This window comes from Croceicoccus esteveae (assembly GCF_031846435.1).
Classification (GTDB): domain Bacteria; phylum Pseudomonadota; class Alphaproteobacteria; order Sphingomonadales; family Sphingomonadaceae; genus Croceicoccus; species Croceicoccus esteveae.
Genome location: NZ_JAVRHS010000006.1, coordinates 37,583 through 58,561, shown reverse-complemented (window position 1 = coordinate 58,561; position 20,979 = coordinate 37,583). Strand labels below are relative to the sequence as shown.

Sequence of the window (20,979 nt, the reverse complement as noted above, 5' to 3'; positions counted from 1 at the left end):
GACAGAACCGTGCTTATCCGTACACATTGCGCAGAAGCGCTGGCCTCAGCCTTCGCGGCGCTTTGCCTCCGCAACCATCGCGAACAGACCCTCGTTATACCTGGTTAGCTGCTCCATCGACAGGTTGCGGTAGGGGGTCATCGGACAAAGCGAATCTACTACACCCCAGAATGGCTCGATCTGTTCGAGCACCTCGTCAATCGGGCCGCATTTGACGAAAGCCTGCACCATGTCGTCGCTGACCTTGTCGATCACGCCGGAAACATCGCCATGCTCGCCTGCGGCAAGCTGGCAGTCGCGAGCGAGATCGCCAAAGCCGATGGAATCGAAGAAGTCCTCGTATTCCTTGTAACCGGCATAGCCCGCCACGGTGGCCCGACTGTCTTCGATGGCCTGCTGTTTGTCTTCATTGATCGCGATCCATGGCCATGCGTTGATTTCGATATCCTCGCGCTTTCGGCCAAAGCGGGCCAGTTCAGACCGGATGAAATCATCCTTCTGCACGGTGTAATTAACCGTCCACAGTGCATGGACCATCAGTCCGTCGCCGATCTCGAGGGTCATGCTGGTCAGCTTGTCCTTGAGCGCGGCAATCCAGATCGGGATATTCTCGCGCAGGGGCGGCGCGGTTTGCATCTTCTCGGTCCATTCAAGGTCATAATACTCGCCGTGAAGCGGTTCCATTTCCTTGTGACTGTTGGCGTTCACATAGCGCACGATCTTCACCACCTCGCGCAAGTGCGTCAGCAACTTGCGATGCGGTTCCCCGTAAATACCTTCCAGCGCGCTATGCAGCGACGTGCCCAGTCCAAGTATGAACCGACCTTCGCTGATCGTATCGCATTCAATCGCGTTGTAGGCCGTTTCTACGGGGCTGCGCGTTCCGGCGACTGCAATGCCGGTAGACACTTTCAGCGTATCGGTCATTGCGGCAACGGCAGCCATCGGCACGAAGGGGGCGCCATAAATTTGAAGCGAGAAGACCCCTTCGAAGCCCACCTGCTCCATCTGCTTCGCCATGCCGCCCATTGCAGGGGCTGGAAGGACCGGCATCACGCCCCACCACTTGCGTTTACCCCCTACCGCATTTGTCACCCTTGTCATTTGGCATCGTATCCAATGACATCGCTGCAATCGGCACTGACGTTATCGCGATAGGCATAGTCACCGTTCGCCTGTCTTTCTGCCAAGGCAAGCATCAGCACACGATACTTCTGGCCTGCCTCGTCCAGCGGCGAATGCAGGTCCTTGCGCTTTTCGGGCCGCATGTAGCGCGGGCTCTGCGGCGAGGTCATGGAACTGTCCTGTCGCGAGACCTTGTAGCTCGCCTTGGGCATTATGTATCGGAAAGGATTGGTCTTTTTCACGTTGGACGTATTCATCGCGTAGTCCAGCCGCGTGCGGTCACGGGTTTCGGGCACGCAGGGATGGAACAGTTGCACATTGTCGCCCGGACTGAAGCGACCGTAGGCAATGGCCGCATGGCTACGCAGATAGATGCGGATGACCTGCCGGACCTGCTGCACATCGTCGCGCACGCCGCCGAACACTTTCATGATCGGTGCGACGGACTTGTTTACACAGGTGCGCACCATCGTGATGGTCTCGCTATCATGAAACACCTCGACCTTTTCGGAATCCATCTTCTCGTCGCCGACGACATCGGCATGGATGAAATCGGCATGGGTCAGGTCGATCAGGTTTTCCAGGCTGAGCGGCGCGCAGCAATCGAACCGTACCGTGCCGAGCATGTGCCGCGGCAGCCCGCCGCCTTCAGGCAGGTAGGGAATGCTGGGAATATGCTCCGGTGCGGCATTGTCCGGATTGCCGAGCCAACCCCATATGTAGCCGTATTTCTCGATCACCGGATAGCGACCGTCGGCGTCGGTATATTCGCTTTTCGTCGCAGCCAGCATGTCATTGGGGTGCGTTTCTGCTGCGATGACATTGCCATTCGCATCGCGCCACAGGAAGAACGGCTGGGAATATACAGCACGGCGAACCGGCTTTTTGTCGACCGCAAAGCTATGTGCCAGCGGAAACCATGCGTCGGTAAGCATGAGGTCGTGCGGCATCCAGGCATTGACCCTAGAGGCGAATTCGCGCGGGTCCGAGGTTATCGGATCATCGTGCGTCTTGGGTTCGGGCTTTTCAAAAATATCGAGCATGAGTTTATCCTCGGTCTGGATCGCTCTGCTTCAGGCGACTTCGTCTTGGGGGGCGCTGCGCGCAGCGATCTTCTCGCGCAGGTCGCTTGCATGGATTGATGCGGACGGCTTAAGCACGCGCAGCGCGGCACCATCGATGTTCTCGTGAACCTTGAGCGGTGTTCCGAAACCCAAAATCTTCGATTGAAGACCCGAACGTTCGGGTGAGAGCACTGCGCGCCAGCGCACCTGCGTAACGCCGCGCGCCGCAGGCACCGGGGCGAGTGTTGCATGAAGCAACAGATTGAATTCGTCATCGAGAAGCGTGAGATCGGTTTCCCCGGTCACCGCATCGCTGGCTATCCGCAGGCTGAGTGGGAACTCGGACGAGAAAGGCGCGGGCCAGTGCGGCGACGCCCACTGGCAGGAACGTTCCAGCATGAGCTGGCCCTCCTGCTCCGTAAGCTCGGCAAACAGGTATGGCGAAAAGCGAACGCCCTTGATCGAAATCAGGAGCGATGGATCATCGAACAGCGCATCCACGTATTGTTCGTGCTGCAGAGCGACGGTCGCCGTGCCCGACATGGGAAGGGCATCGCCATCATCAGCGGGAGGCGGTGCTTTTACATCGGTGCAGATGCGCACAAAACCGCCGCTCTCGTGCACGCCGAAAGGCTTCGCCTTGTAGACCGGCGGATATTTGCGCTCGCCCTTCAGGTTCGGGATGTTGATCAGCCGGCCGGTTTCGCCGTCGTAAGTCCAGCCATGATAACCGCACTGGATCGCGCCCGAGCCAAGAATGCAGCCCAGAGAGAGCGGGGCACGCCGGTGGGGGCAGCGATCTTCCAGGGCGCGCACGACACCGTTCGCATTACGCCAGAGAACGATCGGCTGGTCCCCCAGGTCGACATTGAGCGGCTTGTCCGCACTAACTTCCTCGGAGCGGGCCACGGCCCACCAGACAGCTTCGGTCATATTCGACTCACATCTCCCAAATAGAGCTTATGACAAATAAATTGACGCATGACAATTTATTTGTCAATGAATGTGCATGGAAGTCACGCCAGAAACGCGTCTGGATAAGGTGAATGGAAGCGGGAAGCGGGAGCGCGGCAGGGGGCGCCCCCGCGCGGACACGCGAGATTCGCTCGACGAGGCTTCACTGCTGCGCACGGCTTTCCGTATGTTTGCGACCTATGGCTATGAAGCCGCGACAATGCGCGGGATGGCCCGCGAGATCGGCGTAAGCCACAATCTGCTGAACGTGCGGTTCGGCAAGAAATCGGAACTCTGGAAAGCCTCGGTCGAATGGCGCCTGTCGGAAGCTGCACGTGAAGTGGAGATCGCTTTCGACCCGGCCCGCCTACCGGAAGAGCAATTGCGCGACCTCGTCCGGCGTTTCTGTCGCTGGGCGATCATCAATTCCGATATCGTAGCGATTAGCCAGCAAGAAGGGCGTGCGGCCAGCTGGCGGCTCATTTATCTGACCGAGCGTTTCACTCTTCCCTTCCAGCGCCGCTTGCAAGACTTGCTGACGCATGTCTCTTCCCGCACGCGGTTGAGGCCTATCGGCTCGGCTGCGCTTCTGGCGCTGCTTGTCCACGGCGTGGGGTCGTATTTCTCGCTTACTCCGTTGTATGAAGGTCTGCTGCCGGACCCGCCTTTGGAGGGTTCTGGCAAGCCGGGGCTGGAGGAACGCGCGGACACCATGGCGGAATTCCTGCTGGCGGGGCTTTTCTCGGACTAATCCGCCTGCGGTCATTCAGTCGCTTGCCGAGAAGAACAGATCGGCGATGCGGTCTCGATAGACCGCCGACTTGCTGTCTTCTATACCGAACTGCGGAACGACGGGCGTGATGGAATCGGCAAACCGTGCGCGATCCAGCACTTGCGCTTCCACCTCCTCGGCCGAACCGAGAATTGTAATCGCGCGCACCATTTCGTCCGGGCAGGCTTGCGACATGGCCGCGAAATTCTGCCGCGAGAAAGCCTCATGGATCGCCAACGCCTCCGCGCCGAAGCCGATTGCCTCGAAATAGCGAAGGTACTGCGGAGACTGGGTATAGAATGCGATATTCGCGCGGGCATCATTGATGGCTTCCTCGCGATCATCGTTGATGACGGCGAAAATCATCAGGTTGAGATCGAATTCGGATCGCTTTTTTCCCGCCTTCTCCAGTCCCTTCCGCAAGTTCGTATCGACCTTTTCGTGGATCCATTGCGTGGTCCAGAGCGGGTGACCCAGCAATCCATCAGCAATCTCGCCAGCCTGGGCACAGGCCTTTTCAAAGATTGCCGGCAGGTAGATTGGAACCACCGAACGCCGGGAGGGGCCGGTCAGGCGAAAATGCGAGAGGTCCAGCGTGGTATATTCCCCTTCGAGCAGCTGCAATTCGCCCGTGTGCCCCTTTCCGATCACCGCGCGCACCTGGCTTACGACCTCACGCATATGCGCCAGCGGCTTGCCGTAGGACATGCCGAAGCTACCCTCGATCTGGCTCTGCGCGCTCGATCCGAGGCCCAGCACCGCGCGGCCATTGCTGATGTGATCGAGGTCGATCACGCTGCATGCGGTCTCCAGCGGGCTGCGGGTGAAGGCGAGAGCGATGCCGCTGCCCAGCTTGATCCGCCTGGTGACCGCCGCCGCCGCCGCCAGCGTGACCTGGGGGAGGCCGAAAATCTGCGGTACCCACACCCCCTCGATGCCGTCCGCCTCCCACTTCTGCACCAGCGGCACGAGGTCCTGTGCGGGAAGCACCGGGAGTTGCGCCCACACCCTCTTGCCAGCGAACATTCAGCCGAAGCCCTTCACGGTGTCGAAATAGTCGCGCCAAGACAAGATCTTTTCACCATCCATTTCGAAGATGCCCATGAGTTGGAGCGAGACGATCTGCTTGCCGTCCTTGTCATAGAATGTGTCGGTTCGTTCCGTCAGCACGACATTGCCGGTCGAAGCGACATGATGGACAATCACTTCACCGCTTTCGATCGGATACATCTGCGCAAAACCGTCCATGAAGGCCTTCGCCTCGGCAAAGCCGGTGGTCTTCGATATGCCGACATTTTCCCACACGGTCTGCGCGGTGAAACGCCTCTCCATCGAGGCGAGCATGTCCCCCAGGGTAGGCTGCCATTCATTGAAGAATGCCAGCACTTCGGCTTGCGCATTGGCCATGCTCAGTCTTCTTGCGCGATCGTGACAGTCACCCCGTCGAGTTCGTCTGTCATTTCGATCTGGCAGGAAAGGCGCGAGGTCTCGTTGCGATGATCGGAACTGTCGAGCAGGTCGCTTTCGTCCTCGCCAAGTTCCGGCAGCTTGCTGGCAAAGGCCGGATCCACGTGGACATGGCAGGTGGCGCAGGAACAGCAGCCCCCGCAAAGGGCAAGAAGTTCGTCGAAACCATCGTCACGGATGATTTCCATGAGCGTCATACCGGTTTCGGCTTCCACTTCCTTGCTTGTGCCAGAACGGTCCACCACGTTGATCTTAGGCATTTGTTACTCCGTATTGATGTTATTTGACTTCGACTTCGACCGGAAAGCGGTCGAAGTAAAACTGGAATTTCGTGCGAATATCTTCCGGCGTCAGATCGAAATCACGCTCCAGATCGAACCTGACCTTGCCTTTGGCGGCCGGACTATGATCCTGGTGGTACTGATGGAGCGTTCGCACCGTCTTCTCGTCCAGTGGGAGGCCAGCCTTGGAATAAATTTCTTTGAGGATCGGGTCCGGGTCCTTAATCCATTCGTGGAAATAGACGTCGATAGCCTGATCTTCGGGCAGGCATTCGCGATCCCTTACGCAGCGCGACATCAGGGTCTTGTAACGGTCGATCCAGTAGTTCTTGGGTTCCTCGGGATCGCTTTTCGTGCGCAGTACGCGGGAAGCATATAGAGACATTGACATCGTCGAGCGGATCGATCCGACCGGGTCGCGATGTGTGATGACGAATGTGGCGTCGGGGAAGCTCTTGTACAGCACCGGCAGCTGTTCCATGTGCTGCGGACATTTTATGACCCAGCGGTTGGGGCCTTTCAAGAATGTAAGAACCTGAAGCCCCTTCTTCAGATAGGCATAGGTGCCGCTCTGGTCGTGGCTCAGGTAGTAATCACGCCATTTGGGAACCATGGCCATCCACTCGATCAGGTAGGATGAGAAATCGAGCGCCTGAAGTTCGATATCCTCGCTGATATAATCGGGCGAAAATTCGTGCATGTAACTCATCATCGGCAGGATCGCTTCCTGCTGCTCCCATCCCGCCTGCGCCTTGGTCCAGCGCGGATTGGGATCATCACTTGTCGGTTCGTCTTCAGCCGTGGGGACAGGGGCAATGGCTTCCCACCAAGGCAGGGAACGAAGCCGCTCGTCGGCCGAAAGCAGGCCAAGCAGGTGAGTAGTGCCCGAGCGCGGCGGCCCGGCGACGATGATGGGCCGATCGATCTCGATGTCCAGAATCTCGGGATGCCGTTTCCAGATGTCCTCCACCCGCAACCGATCCGAGGCATAGCGCACGAACATGCTCCACAGCGCCGCGCGACCGACCGCGGAGAGGAACTCGTCTTCCTCCACGCATTCGCACCACAGGTCCAGCCGCTCGACAAAATCCATCGATCCGAAGTCGTCGAGCCCCGTTTGCTTACTGGCGGCCGCCAGAATCGCCTTGGAGGAGAAATCGAGGTCCGCCTGCGCTGCCCCTGCAAGTGCCGCTTCCTGCGCTTCGCTCAACACCGGCGAGCGCATGTCGGTAATCTCGAAAATTTGCCCCTTGCCGGTCTGGCCCACCGTTTACGTCCTCTCATGCGGTAATTCCGCTTCGCATTTCCGTAAAAGGAGTGTGACGCAAACTTTGCCCTACCGAAAGATATGCTGCGCAGGTGATGGAGAAGTTTAGACCTCTTCGGCGAGAGGATAAGGGACCATGGCAGAAAAGCTGTTCGATCTGACGGGGAATGTGTCGCTTGTCACCGGTGCGAATTCCGGCCTGGGTTTCGGTTTCGCCGAAGGCCTGGCGCGGGCCGGGAGCGACCTAGTCATCTGGGGCAGGCGCAAGGATGCGAACGAACAGGCGGCAGAAAAGCTAAGGGCGCTGGGCGCGAAGGTCCATTGCGCCGCGGTGGACGTATCCGATGAAAAACAGATCGTTGACGGCGTGGCCGAAGCAATCGCCGCGATGGGCCGCATAGACACGGTTGTCGCCAATGCCGGAATCGCCAATCCGAAGCCCTTCGTCGATATGGACGCGGAGACCTATGAGACGCTGATGAAGGTCAACCAGCACGGCGTGGTGTTCACCTTGCGCGAGGTGGCAAGACACATGGTCGCGCGCGCCGAGGCGGGCGATCCCGGAGGTTCCATGATCCTGTGCGGTAGCGGGGCGATATTTCAGGGCGTGCCGACTCTGGTGCATTATGGCGCGGCAAAAGGCGCACTGGCTGGCCTTGCAAAAGGACTGGCCGCTGAACTGGGGCCGCACGGTGTCCGCTGCAATGTCATCGCGCCCGGTTTCATCGTCACGGAAATGACCATGAAGGACCCGGAGGTCGGCAAGGCCATGTCGGATGCCATCGCCGCGAAGGCGCCGATCGGGCGGGCGGGATTGCCGGACGATCTGTGGGGCGCCGTGGTCTATCTCGCCAGCGATCTGTCGCGCTATCACACCGGCGATACGCTGGTGATCGACGGCGGCAAGATGTTCAACAACTAGGAGCGCCGTTCATGTTTTCCCGTCCACAGGCAAGGCACGCCCAAAATGCCTATGTGACCAATGATCTGGACCGGGCGCTGGCCATCTGGCGCGAAGAATACGCAGTGCCCGAATTCTATGTATTCGAGAACGATATGCCGGGCCTCGTTGCCTATCCCGAATACCGTATGAAAATCGCGCTCGCCAATGTCGGGGGGTGGAGATCGAACTGATCGAGCCACTGCCATTGCAGGCGCCCCTGCATGCAGAGGTACTTCCCGACGATGGCAGCTTCGCAATGCGGTTCCATCATGCCGCATTGCGGATTGAAGGTGATCTGGCCGATTTCGAGGATTACATGGCTTCGCTCGACCCAACGGCGCACCCTGTGGTCTGGCGCGGGGCGCTAGGCGATGTCATGCGCTACACCTATACCGACGAGCGAGCGGCACTGGGTCATTACCTTGAGCATGTCTGGTACGATGCCGGTCTCTACGAACAGCTTGCTTCCGCAATTCCCGTTTGTCCTGGGCAGAGATGATGGAACTGGACCAACTCAATTTCCGGGATATCGGCGGCCTTCAGGCCGAGGGCGGGACAATACGCAAAGGCGCGCTTTTTCGGGGGGAGGGTCCGGCCAATTTCGCGCCTGACCACCATGCCCGCCTCAGGTCGCTGGAGATTGGCTATATCTTCGATCTCCGCTCTGCCGGCGAGCGGGAGAAGGACCCGCATGACTGGCATGACGAAAATTGCCGATGGCTGGGGCTAGATGTCAACGCGGATTTGCGGGTCTTCGGCAATGACGGTCGGGAGCGTCTGAGCCTTGGTAACGATGTTCAGCTGGCTGTCGATATCATGTGCGAAACCTATAGCGAAATTCCCGATGCCCTTGCCCCGCACTGGAAAACCATTGGCGACTGTCTGCTGGAGGGCAGGCCGGCCTTGGTGAATTGCACCGCGGGCAAGGATCGCACAGGCGTCGCCATCGCAATTCTGCTGGAGATGCTCGGAACGCCGCGAGACGTCATCCTCCACGATTATAGCCAATCCGTGATATTCGGTGAGAACCTGCGCCGCAGCGGATCGCTGGAAAATGGCTTTCGCTCAAGCTTCGGCTTCATGCCCAGTCCATCGCAAGTCGATGCGCTGATCGGTGTTCGACCTCAATATCTGCAAACGGCATGGGACCAGATCGAAAACAAGCACCAGAACGTGGCGCGCTACCTTGCGCAGTCGGGTCTTGGTGAAGACAAGCAAATCAAGCTGCGAAACCTCCTCGTTTCGAAGGATCTTGCGGCATCAAACGAAGGAGAAACAGCATGAAAACAGGCGGTGTAATTGGCCTTGGCGGTATTGGCGGCGGCGTTGCGCAATGCCTGCAGCGTTCGGGCCAGCTTTCGGCCATCTACGATGTGCGCGCCGAAGCTGCCGAACGCGTTCCCGGCGCTCCGCCGATGTCGGCCACGCCGAAGGAACTGGCTGCGACGTCAGATTGCGTGCTGATCGCCGTCCTAAATGGAGAGCAGGCGCTTGCCGTCCTATCTGGTCCGGATGGCGTGCTGGCGGCCGGGAAACCGGGGCTGACGGTGATCCTGCTGTCCACCATCGCGATGAAGGACCTGGAGCAGTCACAGAAAATGTGCGCCGAGGCGGGCGTTACCCTTATCGATTGCGGCGTCACCAACGGTCCGAAATCGGGCGAGAACGGACTGATCTGTCTTGCTGGCGGCAGCGATGAGGACATGGCGAAGGCCCAGCCGATCTTCGATGGCTTCGCGGGCGAAGTCATACACATGGGCGGCCCCGGCGCCGGAATGGCGGCCAAGATCGCCCGCAACACGACCTATTTCGGCTGCATGCGCGCCGGTTATGAAGGTGCCGTGATCGCACGCAACTATGGCGTCGATCTGGGCCAGCTGCGTCAGGCATTGTCGGGCGATCCGGATGCAGGTGGCGGCCTGGAAGGCGCGCTGGCCATGATGGTCAGGCCCGAACCGGAAGGGAACGAGCAGGAGACCGGCATTCGCAACTACTTCATGGGATTGATGGTCAAGGATCTGGAAGTCGCGATAGAAGAAGCCGCCAAATTCGGTATGCAACTGCCGATGGTGGAACTGATCCGCGACAATGCAAAGTCCACATCCGGCCTGGAATATCCCCAAGGCCAGCCGCTCGACCAACCAACTCTACAAGGAGTGAAATGATGAGTGACAAGAATTGGGAAAAGGGCCTGGAAGTTTTCGACGCGGTCTACGGTCCAGGCACGTCGGCCATGTTGGAACCGTTCAAGGACACGCCGTTCAACCAGGAAATCGTGGGCAACCAATTTGCCAACTGCTGGGGCAACGAGGCGTTTTCGATTCGCGATAAGCGTTTGATGGTGTTGGGTGCCACGGCGATGCTGGGCCGGGCGGATCTGGTGGAAATCCAAATGACCGGCGCCCTCGTGAACGAGGAATTCACCGACGAACAGCTGGACCAGATCCCACTGTTTCTGCTCTTTTACGCAGGTGCCGGGAACACCACTGCCGTGTTTCGCGGGATCGAGGCGGCCAAGGCCCGTTTCGCGGAAATGAAGAAGGAGAAATAGGCGATGCGCGATCTTCCCCGCCTGCCGCTGGATAGCGAGGCTTTTCGCCGGAGATTCGGCCCGTGGGCCGTTATCGCGGGAGCTTCAGAGGGCACGGGCGAATGCTTTGCGCGGAAGCTTGCGGAAACAGGCATGAACCTCGTCCTGGTTTCTCGCAGGCAAGCGGCGCTGGAGAAGCTCGGCGCTGAGCTGGTAGAAGAGCATCGCATTTCCTACCGCGCCATCGCGCAGGACCTTACCGAAGACGGTGCTGGCTTGAACATCGTCGAGGCTACGGAAGACCTCGACGTGGGGCTGTACATCTCGAACGCGGGTGCGGATGGTTTTTCCGCCTTCTTCGAGGACAGCACCGATGCCGCGCACCGGCTGGTGCGGATGAACATCACCACGCTGATCGATGCTACCAACGGGTTTGGCAAGCGCCTACTCGATCGAGGCCGGGGCGGGATCATCGTGATGGCATCGGGCGCGGGGCTGGGCGGACAACCCAATCTCGCGATGTATTCGGCAACGAAGGCCTTCGAGATCAATTTCGCTGAATCGCTCTGGGGAGAATACCACGATCGCGGGATAGATGTGCTTGGTGTCGCCGCGCCGATAATGCGCACGCCCACCTTGTTGCGAACGGTTCCCGAAAGCTTCAATACATGGGACACCTTCGATCCCGCCGATGTCACACACAACGCGCTGGCCGGATTGCTGGCGGGAGAACCCATCCAGATCATTCCGGACGGGCCGGGCGCAGAAAAGCAGCCGCAAATAGAGGCCGATCGCAAGGCCCGGCTCATCGGTTTTGTCGAATTCAACAAGACATTCACGGAAGGGTAAAGCAATGCGCAGGCTTGAGGGGAAGGTAGCCATTGTCACCGGCGGTGGCGGAGGGATCGGATCAGCCGTTGCCCGCCGGATCGTGCAGGAAGGCGGCAAGGTGGCGATTGCCGACGTGTTCGAAGAAAGCGCCAAGAATGCCGCGGAGCCGCTAGGCGATGCTGCGCTGGCGGTGCAATTCGACGCAATCGATCCTGCATCGATAGAAGCGATGGTCAATGCGACGGTCGATCATTTCGGCGGACTGGATATCCTCCACAACAATGCCGCGATGACCGATCCGGAGAAGCATCCGCAAGACACCACACCGGTCGATATTCCGATCGAAATCTGGGACGAGATTATCGACATCAACCTGCGCGGTTATCTGCTGGGATGCAAATATGCCATTCCGCATATGCTGTCGCGCGGGGGCGGCTCGATCATCAATACTGCATCCAACAGCGGCGTGGCCGGCGATCTTGCGCGTGTTGCCTACGGGGCGTCAAAAGGCGCCATCATCACATTGTCGAAATATGTCGCCACGCAATATGGCAAGCAGAACATTCGCTGCAATTCGATCGCTCCCGGCGTCGTACTCACGCCTGCGCTCGAAGCCACGGTTCCCGGGTTGAAGGAAGTAATCCAACGTCATATTCTTACGCCAGAATTCGGCGTGCCTGACGATATTGCAGCCCTGGTCGCCTTCCTGGCGTCAGACGAGAGCCGCTATATCACCGGCGAGAACATCTCCATTTCGGGCGGCGGTCTGTCGCACCAGCCGCATTACGCCGATCTGCTCGACATGATGGAAAAGCATCTCTCATGAGCGATGGGCTGACCGTGGCGGGCCTCGAGGCGGCGGCGCGCAAATCGACGGGCCTGTCCGACTTCGGACCCGACACCGGCTGGCGCGAAGGATTCGAGAAATTGGTGGCGGCGGTAGAGGCCATGCAGCCGAACGATGAGCTGCGCAAACTCGCCACGCACAATATCGTCGGCCAGCTTTCCACGCGATTGCGGTTTACCGAAGATGATCGAAAGCACCCGGAAATTGCGCAGCAGGACGTTGGCGATCCGCTGATCGTGATCGGCCTGCCGCGCACGGGAACCACGATCACCTATGATCTGCTGTGCCTCGATCCGGAAGCCCGGGCACCGCGTGAATGGGAATGGTATATCCCTTGGCCACCGACAGATGCCGCGACTTTCGACAGCGATCCGCGCATCGGCCAGGTGACGGCCATGTATGACAACTGGCTCGACCATGCGCCGCAACTGCTGGATATACAGCGCTTCGATTGCACACAGCCGGGCGAATGCAACCATGGCATGCAATTTCACTTCGCCAGCACCAATTTTCCTGCTGAATTGGGCGTGCCGGATTATGCCGACTGGTTGCGTGGCAGCGATGCGCCGGGACAATATGTGTCGCACAAGCGATTGCTGCAGAACTTTCAATGGAAAGGGCCGAAAGGGCGCTGGACACTGAAATCCCCGCAGCACCTGTTCGATTTGCCGGCCCTGCTAGAGGCCTATCCCGGAGCGATGCTGGTCTGGACACACCGCGATCCTGCGCTGACTTTCTCTTCCCTATCGAGCTTCATTGCCGGGTTCCTTGCCGCATTCGGCGGTGACAAGGACAAGTCGGCCATTGGGCGCGATGTGGTGGAGACATGGATCGCCGCGATGAACCGCGCCCTGGCTGCGCGGGCCGACCCGGCGATCGACGACCGGATCATAGACCTGGCGCATAAGGATGTGGTGGCCGATCCGAAGGCGGCCATCCGTCGCATTTATGACAATTTCGGTCTGCCTTTCCAGGACGAACACGCAAGACGGATCGACCGCTTTCTGGTCGACAATCCTGCTGCCAAGCGCATGGGCAAACACAGGCATTCACCCGAAGAATACGATATTGACGTGGCGGAACTGCGCGAGCGCATGGCGGAATATTATGATCGCTTCGGCCATCTTCTGGGGAGGCCCGCATGAACGTACTCGACCGTTTCCGTCTTGATGGACGAAACGTTATCCTGACAGGTGTTGGACCCGGCTTGGGAGAGCACGTTGCAAAGGCCTATGCCGAGCTGGGCGCCAATGTCGTCATCTCCGCGCGCTCGCAGGATCGGCTTGTCAGGATCGCGGAGGAGATCAATGGACGGGATGGCGGCCGCGCCCTGGCCGTGGCAGCCGATGCGGGCGAACGTGCCGATCTGGAAAACCTGGTAGCCAGGGCGCGCGAAGCTTTCGGCCCGGTCCACGTCGTTTTCAACAATGCTGCGGCCGGCGTTGTTTACGCGGCTGACGGCGGACTCTGGGCTAATACCGACGAGGTGTGGAAGACGGCGATGGACGTCAATGTGATGGCTACCTGGCGTCTGGCCGAACTTACCGCAACAGACATGGAAGCGCATGGCAATGGCATCATCATCTCGGTGCAGAGTTGCGGCGGTTTCACGCCTATACCCCCCGCTGTTGCCTATGGCGTCAGCAAGGCGGCGCTGGCCTTTCTCACGCGCAGCCTCGCCAAGGCGCTTGCACCTCACACACGGGTCAACGCGCTGTGCGTAGGATCGATGAGCCCGGATGGACAGGAAGCCGAAATCCACAAGGGCTTGGGGCTGGCGGAGCGCAATGCCATCAAGCGTTTCGGCGCTGCTGACGAAGCCGTGGGCGCAGCCATACTGCTGGCCAGCAACGCATCGAGCTACACCACCGGGAGCACGATTTTTGTCGAGGGTGGCCGGGTCGGCACCATCGCATGAGCAATCCGCTTTATACTCCCGATCAGGAAGCCGCAGAAAAGCTGGCGTTGCGCCTGATAGAGCGTGCGGATGTAAGAGCTGCCCGTGAACAAGCGCGCCAGGGCATGCTGAATGACCCGGCAGCAGCGACCATTGATGGCAACCTGGGACTCGACCGCGCGCTGGATCAGTGGGTGCTGGCACTGGCCATGCGCGAAGCCAATGGCGACACCGCCGATCCGCTCGTCACTTGGAACGTGTCCAATCCGCCGCGCCGGTGGTTCGGGCACGTTTATCATGGCGCGGCAGTGGCCGTGGACAATCCCGATAATTTCAATCGGGAAATCCCTATCGACGGCGATGGACAGTACCGTATCGACCTGCGCTTTTCAGCAAATCCCCCGCAGTTCAGCGTTGTGATCGAGATGGAGCCTGAACATCACGCCGGGCTCGGCCACAATATCGGTGCGCTGACGTTACAGGACCTGAGGCCGCATTGCGATGGCGAGGGGCGGGTGTCGGTGACCGTGGGGCCGGAAAAGGGCGGACCGCTACACCTGCAATCGCGACCCGGTCGTATCCAGATCTATACCCGTGACAGCCAGTGCGACTGGAACCAGTTGCCGGCCGAAGTCGCTGTCGCGCGCCTCGATCCGCCCGGTGGCTGGAGGGCGCGCGACGAAGACGAGATTGCCGCTGCGATCATCGTAGACATGCCCGCCTGGGTGCGTTTCTGGCGCGGCTTCAAGGATGACTTTCTCGGCTTTCCGAAGCCCAATCAACTGGTCGGCCCCAACGGGCGCGACGGAAACTGGGGTTATCTGGCGGGCGGACGTTTTGAACTTGCTGATGACGAAGTGCTGCTGGTTACGCTCGATCCGGTAGACAGCTATTACACTGGTTTCCAGATTACCGATCCCTGGACAATCGCACCGGATCCCATGTTGCGGCTCGCCAGTCTCAACAAAGGGCAAGTGGTGCCCCATGCGGACGGTACTGTAACCTACGTTCTCGCACTGGTCGATCCGGGCGTAGCGAACTGGATCGATACTTGCGGAATGCATGAAGGCTGGATGCTGGCCCGCTGGCAGGGCGTACCTGCCGATGCAGACCTTTCCAGCATGATCCGCGAGGTGAGGCTCACGACGATTGGTGGGCTGCCAGACGACATTGCAGTCATCGACCTTGCCGGACGGCGGGCGCAGATTGCAGAGCGAGCGGAAGCCTTTGCGCAGCGAACGAGCAAGACGGGCTGGCCCGATGCAGGCTGAGGGATCGATCGTCGAACTGTGCCACGTCGTTGAGAACATGGAAACGGCGCTGGAGCACTGGACGCAGGAGCTCGGGGCCGGTCCTTTCTTCGTATTCGATGTGCCCGTTCTTCCGGGCCAGTTGTACTATGGCGAGCCCACCCGGGTTTCGATGCGCGTGGGCTTTGGCTTCTCCGGTGGCGTTTTGATTGAATTGCTCGAGCAGACGAATGACGGAGCCTCGCCTTTCCTGGATTTTCTCGAGGCGCGCGGGGAGGGATTGCATCACATCATGCCGCGCACCGATTTCGACAAGGCGTCAGCGCGACTTACTGCTGCAGGCTATCGGGTTGCCTATAGCGGGGTGATGCCGGCGGGTGAGCGCTTCTGCCTGTTCGATACTTTCGCCTCGCACGGCTATTACACCGAGTTGATGGAACTTTCGGACGCAATGCTGGGCAGTCTTTCCCTGATGGAAAAGGCACACCAGCAATGGGACGGGATGACCGATCCGGTGCGCAGTATGGACCGGTTGGCAGAACTGGCGCCCTAAAGCTTTCCGCTTCCCATTTCGGCGAACATCTTCTGGAAATCGGCATAGCTTGGCTGATGCGCGGTCACGCCGCCATCGATGGGGATCGCGGCGCCAGTGATGAATTCGCTTTCGTCGCTGGCGAGAAATGCCACCAGATTGGCGACGTCATCTGCCTGTCCCAGTCGCGGCGTAAGATGGTGCGACAGGAGTATGTCCTTGACTACGGACGGCGTCGACTCCTCTGCCAGCGGTGTCAGCACGAAACCGATCACCATGCAGTTGGAGCGCACGCCCTGTTTGCCATATTGCGTGGCGATCATGCGGTTAAGCTGGATCAGCGCAGCTTTTGAAGAGCCATAGGCAGTCAGCGTCGCTTCGCCCTGTACACCGAAACCCGACGCGCTGTGAATGATCGACCCGCGTTTGCGTTCGATCATGTGGGGCAGGGCATATTTGCTCATCAGCATCGCCCCGCGCACATTCACGGCCATCGCCCGGTCCCATGCGTCCACATCGAGGTTGATGACATCGAGATCGGATTGGCGCTGTGCATCATTCTGGATAGCCGCGTTGTTGTGCAGGATGTCGATCCGGCCGAAATCCGCAATCACCCGCTGTGCGAGTTCGCGTACCGAATCCTCGTCTGTCAGATCCAGCGGCAGGGCTGTTGCGCCGGCAATGTCCTGCGCAACAGCCCCTGCCGCATCGGCATCGATATCGCCTAGCACGACAGTTGCACCTTCCGATGCCAGCCGCCTGGCGGATGCTGCACCGATACCGCCTGCTGCCCCGGTTACGATGGCAATCCTGTCTTGAAGCCGTCCAGTCATGGGTCCTCACTCTCCTTCGCCGCGATAGTTGTCCTCGCCGCCTGTAACCCAACCTGTCGCAGGGAAGGTTTCGAAGGCTTTTTGCGCTTTCACCTGCTTCATAGCGGGTAGGGAGGGATGTTTGGAATCGACAATTTTACCAATGCCGGTGATGCCGGCACCCGAACCGGCAGGTACGATCTTCCTGATCGGCACATGCATCATATTGGTTGCCATTCTGGCCTGGTGGGCGCTGGGGGAGGAACGGCGCTTGCGCGGCTGGGTTCTGCCGCTGATATTCGCCGGTACGGCATTGTCGGCGGTGATGATCGAGCCGATCTACGACAACACGCTGCTCTATTGGTATCCTGACGAACTCCCGCTGGCTTTCTTCCGCGCCTATGAACGCACCATTCCTTGGTATGTCCCGCTTGGCTATGCCTGGTTTTCCTTCTGCGATGCCACCGGCGGCTTCGTGCTTGGCGCGGCGCTGGCGAAGCTGATGCCGTATCTTTCCGGAACCAGGCGGCTCTGGCTGCTGATACTGCCAAGCTTTACATATGCCTCGACGCTCGGCTCGACCACGGCGCCGGCATCGCTGGTGCTCAATTCTGCGTGGTCACCGATAATGACCTGGATTGCGGGCGCCGCCACGATGGTCATGTGCATTATAGCGATCCACGTTATTGCCCAGATGGCGTACCTGCGTTGGAAAAGCCTGTAGTGAAAAGTTTCTTGCCGCGCGACTGGTGGTTCATCGGCCTGTTGGGCACGATCTACGCCTTCAATTTCATCGACCGCATGATCATCGCAGTGGTGGGAGAGCCGATCCGGCAGGAATTCGGACTGAGCGACTTTCAGCTCGGCATCATGGGCGGGGCGGCCTTTGCGCTTTTCTATGGTGGGATAGGTATCCCGCTCGCTCGGCTTGCAGAGCGGGTAAATCGTATCGGCCTCGTGGCCACGGCCACCGCACTGTGGTCTGCCATGACGATCCTTTCCGGCGCTGCCGGCAGCTATGTCCAGCTCTTGCTCGCGCGCATGGGCGTGGGCGTGGGCGAAGCTGGCTTTACCCCGCCGGTGGTTTCGCTGATTGCCGATCGCTTTCCGCCCGAGCGCCGGGCGACGGTGTTCTCCATGATAGCGGTGGGCGTATCCGTCGGCGGTGCCATAGGCGTGCTTGGCGGCGGCTGGATCGCGCAGGTCTATGGTTGGCGCTGGGCCTTCGTGGCGGCGGGCGCGCCGGGCCTGTTGCTGGCGCTGTTGCTGTGGCTGACGATCAGCGAACCTGTGCGGCTGAATGCGGACAAGGCGGCACCTCCGTTCGGCGCAGTCATCCGGCGAGTGCGCAAGTCGAGGGCCTTCGTTGCATTCACGTTCGGCAGCGGCATGGTGGCGCTGGTCGGCTTCGGCCTGAACCTGTTTCTGATTCCTCTGTTGGTCCGCCGCTTTGACTTCGACCTTGCCGAAGCCGCGCTGACATTTGCCTTCACCTTCAGTGCCGCCACGGCACTGGGCGGCGTGGTGGGCGGCCTGATAGCCGATCGCTTTGCCGCCAGGAATCATCGGCTGTATGGGTATTTCCCGATGGCGGCGACCATGGTGGCGATGCCCCTGTTCCTCGCGGCCATCTATCAGGATGACTGGCAGGCGATGGCAGTGTTGCTGTTCGGCTCTACCTTCTGTCTTTATGCATTTCTGCCCACGATCATGACCGTTACGCAAAGGCTGGTGGAACCGCGCATGCGCGCAACCGCCGCCGCGATCCACGCCTTCGGCCAGACTGCTTTCGGGCTGGGTCTGGGTTCGGCCTTTCTCGGGTATATGAGCGATGTGCTGGCAACGGCGCGCTTTGGTGCAACCTATGCGCAGGAATGCCTCGGTACCGATGCCAGCGGTTCTGTTCTTTGTTCGGAAGCGGCGGGCACCGGCTTGCAGCAGGCATTGTTGCTGCTGGGCCTTTTCCTGCAGCTGGCCATCGGTTGCTACTGGCTGGCAGCACGATCGATCGGAGGGGAAATAACAGAGATGGAGGATGGCGCGACATGAATGCGACCTATGATGCCGTAATATTCGGCGCTGGCCGTAACGACACGTTGGCGGCGGGCTTTCTCAGCCGCGCTGGCAGTAAGGTGGCTGTTGTGAAGCGCATGGCGAAGGTCGGCGGCGTGTCGGGCATCGCGGGCCGGATCGCCCGACTGGAACAGCTGGCAGATCAGTTGCGGTCTATCCAGGCATTCAATTCGGACCAGTGGCGAACGCGCGTGCCGGCAAAGTTCTGACAATGCGCTGCTTCCTCCAGCACCTGCAACTCGGTTGAAGCGGCTTTCTTGAAATATGACAATTCGTTTTGCGGATCGGGACTGGTGTCGACCACGCTCTGAACCACCAGTACGGGCACTTCGATCGTCGCGGAATCCCCGTGCATTTCTCCGGGCGTCAGCGCCCCACGGCCCAGTGTGGCGGGTGTGGTTGACGCATGTGCCTCATCTTTCTCGATCAACGAATGCGGCACGTCGGGCCAGTAGAACAGCTTGCGCATCGGTTCACGCGGAGTGGGCAAATAGCCATCAGGAATCAGATCGGCCTGCATGGTCTCGACATCCGTATCGCCAAGCACCATCGGTTCATTGGCCCAGCCCAAAACGGCAATCCGATCGAAAACGGGATGCGCCGCGGCCTGGGAGATGATCATCATGCCGCCCATCGAATGCCCGATCCCGGTAACGCTCACCGGCCGATCCATGCCTTCGAGGGCCTGCCCGAGCGCTGCCGCATGTGCATTGGTGATGATCTTTCGGCTCAGCTTGCTCTCGGCTTCCGGTTTCGTGCTCTGCCCCATACCAAGCATGTCGATTGCCAGCACAGCCTTGCCGTGATCGGTAAACCAGCGCGCGAAGCTGTAACTGTCGTCGGCAAAATGCGGGTGCCAGTAGATGCGCGAATAACCTCCACCATGGATGGCGAAGACGAGATGCTGTCCGTTCTCGTCCCAGTCATCGGGCAGATGCAGCGTCGCGGCAATCTTCACCGGCTCGCCAATTGCTGCCGCGGTGGTAACGTCCAACATCATGTCTTCTGATCTCATCGCCCGTCGCTCCTTGTTGAAGGCTCCGGCTCTGACAGGTGCGGCAGGTCTTCACCTGCCGAGAGAAAGGTCCGCCCGGCGGCCGGTGGGCAATGATGCCACGCACGGTACGCAAGAGGAGCTGTACGGCATGACGGACGATGGGCTGGCGTGGGAAAAACTGATCGATGATTTGCGTCCGCTGGGTGATGCCATGCGCGCCCGCGTACCGGAAAGGCTGCGCGCCGATCCGCAGGTAATGGCCGAATCGATGCGCCTTCTGCTGGCGGGCCTCGCCCGCGCCAGTTCGGATGCGCTTGTCGGTGATCGGCGGCAACCGATGTTCGTGCCCGAACTGAATATCGCGCAGAACATCTTTCAGCCCAATGCCGATACGATCTACAAATCGGCATTGATCGAGAAGGGCGGAAGTTACCTGCTGCGCGGTGATCGCGGCACTGTGCGGATGATGATACTCGCCCAGATGGGGCCGGACACCTTGCGCACCGGGCAGCATCACCCCCTGCTGGGGCAGATCGATTTCGACGATCTGGACGTTGGCGACGATGGCTCGTTCGAACTGGTCATCTCTCCCGAACGACCCGCAGACTATGAGGGCGACTGGGTTACCCTCGATCCACGGTGCGAGAAGCTTATGGTCCGCGTGGTTTCCTGCGATTGGGGCGTCGAACGCGAACCGCGTTTCGGGATCAGCCGTCTCGATGTCGCGGAGGCGAAGGGGCGGCCCTCGGCGGCAGACCTGCACGCCGCCTTCAAGGAAGTTCCGTCCATTGCGAAGATCTGCGCATTGGCCTTTCCGGCCCATGTCGAGGAACTGCGGGAGGAAGGATATCTAAATGAATTGAAGGTTTTCGACGTTGCGCAAATGTCGGGGCTGCAGGGCCAATTCTACTACGAAGGCGCTTACGAACTGGCAGATGACGAGGCGCTGATAAGCGAAGTGCGCATACCCGAAAGCTATCGTTACTGGTCCGTCATCCTGACAAACGAATTGTACGAAACCACCGACTGGTACAACAATCAGGCGAGTCTCAATGACACGCAGGGCGTGGTCGATCCCGACGGGATATTCCGTACGGTGATCTCTGCCCGCGATCCCGGTGTCCACAACTGGCTGGATACTTCCGGCTATTCTGGCGGGGCGATCCAGGGCCGCTGGTTCGAGGCGAGCGAAAAGCCTATGCCTACCATTAGAAAGGTCAAGACAGTCGAGGTCTTGTCGCATCTGCCTGAGACAACAAGACGTGTGAATTCCCAAGAGCGCATCGAGGCTTTGCGAACTCGCGGGCTTTCCGCCCAAATGCGTATCATCTGGTAGT

The 20,979-nt window shown here is 59.7% G+C and carries 27 protein-coding genes; 17 read left to right on the top strand and 10 right to left on the bottom strand.

Going from position 1 to position 20,979, the window contains the following annotated elements; genetic code table 11:
- Positions 1–45: 45 nt before the first annotated feature.
- The 3 genes from RM533_RS08875 to RM533_RS08865 are packed head-to-tail and all read right to left on the bottom strand — an operon-like array spanning position 46 to position 3,122.
- A complete protein-coding gene (locus tag RM533_RS08875) occupies positions 46–1,104 on the bottom strand; it encodes an LLM class flavin-dependent oxidoreductase (RefSeq protein WP_311340877.1) in 1,059 nt (352 codons plus the stop codon).
- A complete protein-coding gene (locus RM533_RS08870; RefSeq protein ID WP_311340876.1) occupies positions 1,101–2,168 on the bottom strand; it encodes an oxygenase in 1,068 nt (355 codons plus the stop codon). Before RM533_RS08870 ends, RM533_RS08875 begins: the two co-directional genes overlap by 4 nt.
- 30 nt (positions 2,169–2,198) lie before the next feature.
- A complete protein-coding gene (locus tag RM533_RS08865) occupies positions 2,199–3,122 on the bottom strand; it encodes a Rieske 2Fe-2S domain-containing protein (RefSeq protein WP_311340875.1) in 924 nt (307 codons plus the stop codon).
- 76 nt (positions 3,123–3,198) lie between these two features.
- Between RM533_RS08865 and RM533_RS08860 the strand changes: the two genes are divergently transcribed.
- The gene (locus RM533_RS08860; RefSeq protein WP_311340874.1) at positions 3,199–3,894 is read left to right on the top strand and encodes a TetR/AcrR family transcriptional regulator; all 696 of its coding nucleotides are present in this window, start codon (positions 3,199–3,201) and stop codon (positions 3,892–3,894) included.
- A gap of 15 nt (positions 3,895–3,909) precedes the next feature.
- Here the strand turns inward: RM533_RS08860 and RM533_RS08855 are convergent, their stop codons facing one another.
- The 4 genes from RM533_RS08855 to RM533_RS08840 are packed head-to-tail and all read right to left on the bottom strand — an operon-like array spanning position 3,910 to position 6,930.
- Positions 3,910–4,941 carry an LLM class flavin-dependent oxidoreductase gene (locus RM533_RS08855; RefSeq protein ID WP_311340873.1) on the bottom strand — a complete coding sequence of 344 codons (1,032 nt, stop codon included), beginning with the start codon at positions 4,939–4,941 and terminating at the stop codon, positions 3,910–3,912.
- On the bottom strand, positions 4,942–5,322 hold the full coding sequence (locus RM533_RS08850) for a limonene-1,2-epoxide hydrolase family protein (RefSeq protein ID WP_311340872.1): 381 nt from the start codon (positions 5,320–5,322) through the stop codon (positions 4,942–4,944).
- 2 nt (positions 5,323–5,324) lie between these two features.
- Positions 5,325–5,642 carry a 2Fe-2S iron-sulfur cluster-binding protein gene (locus tag RM533_RS08845; protein ID WP_311340871.1) on the bottom strand — a complete coding sequence of 106 codons (318 nt, stop codon included), beginning with the start codon at positions 5,640–5,642 and terminating at the stop codon, positions 5,325–5,327.
- A gap of 19 nt (positions 5,643–5,661) precedes the next feature.
- A complete protein-coding gene (locus tag RM533_RS08840) occupies positions 5,662–6,930 on the bottom strand; it encodes a sulfotransferase family protein (protein WP_311340870.1) in 1,269 nt (422 codons plus the stop codon).
- Between the two features lie 136 nt (positions 6,931–7,066).
- Here RM533_RS08840 and RM533_RS08835 point away from each other — a divergent pair, with 136 nt between their 5' ends.
- Genes RM533_RS08835 through RM533_RS08780 form a run of 12 tightly spaced genes read left to right on the top strand, consistent with a single transcriptional unit; the run spans position 7,067 to position 15,781 of the window.
- A complete protein-coding gene (locus RM533_RS08835; protein ID WP_311340869.1) occupies positions 7,067–7,852 on the top strand; it encodes an SDR family NAD(P)-dependent oxidoreductase in 786 nt (261 codons plus the stop codon).
- An 11-nt stretch (positions 7,853–7,863) separates the two neighbouring features.
- Positions 7,864–8,064 carry a hypothetical protein gene (locus RM533_RS08830; protein ID WP_311340868.1) on the top strand — a complete coding sequence of 67 codons (201 nt, stop codon included), beginning with the start codon at positions 7,864–7,866 and terminating at the stop codon, positions 8,062–8,064.
- Positions 8,049–8,372: a hypothetical protein gene (locus RM533_RS08825; RefSeq protein WP_311340867.1), complete on the top strand. Its 324-nt coding sequence runs from the start codon at positions 8,049–8,051 to the stop codon at positions 8,370–8,372. Before RM533_RS08830 ends, RM533_RS08825 begins: the two co-directional genes overlap by 16 nt.
- Complete coding sequence (locus RM533_RS08820; RefSeq protein ID WP_311340866.1) at positions 8,369–9,157, top strand: tyrosine-protein phosphatase; 789 nt, start codon at positions 8,369–8,371, stop codon at positions 9,155–9,157. Before RM533_RS08825 ends, RM533_RS08820 begins: the two co-directional genes overlap by 4 nt.
- Positions 9,154–10,038, top strand: a complete 885-nt coding sequence (locus tag RM533_RS08815) for an NAD(P)-dependent oxidoreductase (protein WP_311340865.1) — start codon at positions 9,154–9,156, stop codon at positions 10,036–10,038. The genes RM533_RS08820 and RM533_RS08815 overlap by 4 nt, the downstream gene beginning before the upstream one ends.
- On the top strand, positions 10,038–10,424 hold the full coding sequence (locus RM533_RS08810; RefSeq protein WP_311340864.1) for a carboxymuconolactone decarboxylase family protein: 387 nt from the start codon (positions 10,038–10,040) through the stop codon (positions 10,422–10,424). Before RM533_RS08815 ends, RM533_RS08810 begins: the two co-directional genes overlap by 1 nt.
- 3 nt (positions 10,425–10,427) lie before the next feature.
- Entirely contained in the window at positions 10,428–11,252 is an 825-nt protein-coding gene (locus tag RM533_RS08805) for an SDR family NAD(P)-dependent oxidoreductase (RefSeq protein ID WP_311340863.1), read from the top strand.
- Between the two features lie 4 nt (positions 11,253–11,256).
- Positions 11,257–12,060, top strand: coding sequence for an SDR family NAD(P)-dependent oxidoreductase (locus RM533_RS08800; RefSeq protein ID WP_311340862.1), 804 nt, complete (start codon positions 11,257–11,259; stop codon positions 12,058–12,060).
- Positions 12,057–13,226: a sulfotransferase family protein gene (locus RM533_RS08795; RefSeq protein WP_311340861.1), complete on the top strand. Its 1,170-nt coding sequence runs from the start codon at positions 12,057–12,059 to the stop codon at positions 13,224–13,226. The genes RM533_RS08800 and RM533_RS08795 overlap by 4 nt, the downstream gene beginning before the upstream one ends.
- Positions 13,223–13,999: an SDR family NAD(P)-dependent oxidoreductase gene (locus RM533_RS08790; protein ID WP_311340860.1), complete on the top strand. Its 777-nt coding sequence runs from the start codon at positions 13,223–13,225 to the stop codon at positions 13,997–13,999. Before RM533_RS08795 ends, RM533_RS08790 begins: the two co-directional genes overlap by 4 nt.
- Positions 13,996–15,249: a hypothetical protein gene (locus tag RM533_RS08785; RefSeq protein ID WP_311340859.1), complete on the top strand. Its 1,254-nt coding sequence runs from the start codon at positions 13,996–13,998 to the stop codon at positions 15,247–15,249. The genes RM533_RS08790 and RM533_RS08785 overlap by 4 nt, the downstream gene beginning before the upstream one ends.
- Positions 15,239–15,781 carry a VOC family protein gene (locus RM533_RS08780; RefSeq protein WP_311340858.1) on the top strand — a complete coding sequence of 181 codons (543 nt, stop codon included), beginning with the start codon at positions 15,239–15,241 and terminating at the stop codon, positions 15,779–15,781. The genes RM533_RS08785 and RM533_RS08780 overlap by 11 nt, the downstream gene beginning before the upstream one ends.
- Here RM533_RS08780 and RM533_RS08775 read toward each other — a convergent pair.
- Positions 15,778–16,593, bottom strand: a complete 816-nt coding sequence (locus RM533_RS08775; protein WP_311340857.1) for an SDR family NAD(P)-dependent oxidoreductase — start codon at positions 16,591–16,593, stop codon at positions 15,778–15,780. The two genes, RM533_RS08780 and RM533_RS08775, sit on opposite strands and share 4 nt — an antisense overlap.
- A gap of 6 nt (positions 16,594–16,599) precedes the next feature.
- On the bottom strand, positions 16,600–16,797 hold the full coding sequence (locus tag RM533_RS08770; RefSeq protein ID WP_311340856.1) for a hypothetical protein: 198 nt from the start codon (positions 16,795–16,797) through the stop codon (positions 16,600–16,602).
- 1 nt (position 16,798) lies between these two features.
- Between RM533_RS08770 and RM533_RS08765 the strand changes: the two genes are divergently transcribed.
- Genes RM533_RS08765 through RM533_RS08755 form a run of 3 tightly spaced genes read left to right on the top strand, consistent with a single transcriptional unit; the run spans position 16,799 to position 18,854 of the window.
- Complete coding sequence (locus RM533_RS08765; RefSeq protein ID WP_311340855.1) at positions 16,799–17,296, top strand: hypothetical protein; 498 nt, start codon at positions 16,799–16,801, stop codon at positions 17,294–17,296.
- Positions 17,296–18,621, top strand: coding sequence for a spinster family MFS transporter (locus RM533_RS08760; RefSeq protein ID WP_311340854.1), 1,326 nt, complete (start codon positions 17,296–17,298; stop codon positions 18,619–18,621). Before RM533_RS08765 ends, RM533_RS08760 begins: the two co-directional genes overlap by 1 nt.
- Complete coding sequence (locus RM533_RS08755) at positions 18,618–18,854, top strand: hypothetical protein (RefSeq protein WP_311340853.1); 237 nt, start codon at positions 18,618–18,620, stop codon at positions 18,852–18,854. Before RM533_RS08760 ends, RM533_RS08755 begins: the two co-directional genes overlap by 4 nt.
- Here RM533_RS08755 and RM533_RS08750 read toward each other — a convergent pair.
- A complete protein-coding gene (locus RM533_RS08750; protein ID WP_311340852.1) occupies positions 18,788–19,660 on the bottom strand; it encodes an alpha/beta fold hydrolase in 873 nt (290 codons plus the stop codon). The two genes, RM533_RS08755 and RM533_RS08750, sit on opposite strands and share 67 nt — an antisense overlap.
- Between RM533_RS08750 and RM533_RS08745 the strand changes: the two genes are divergently transcribed.
- On the top strand, positions 19,644–20,978 hold the full coding sequence (locus RM533_RS08745) for a DUF1214 domain-containing protein (RefSeq protein WP_311340851.1): 1,335 nt from the start codon (positions 19,644–19,646) through the stop codon (positions 20,976–20,978). The two genes, RM533_RS08750 and RM533_RS08745, sit on opposite strands and share 17 nt — an antisense overlap.
- Position 20,979: the final 1 nt, after the last annotated feature.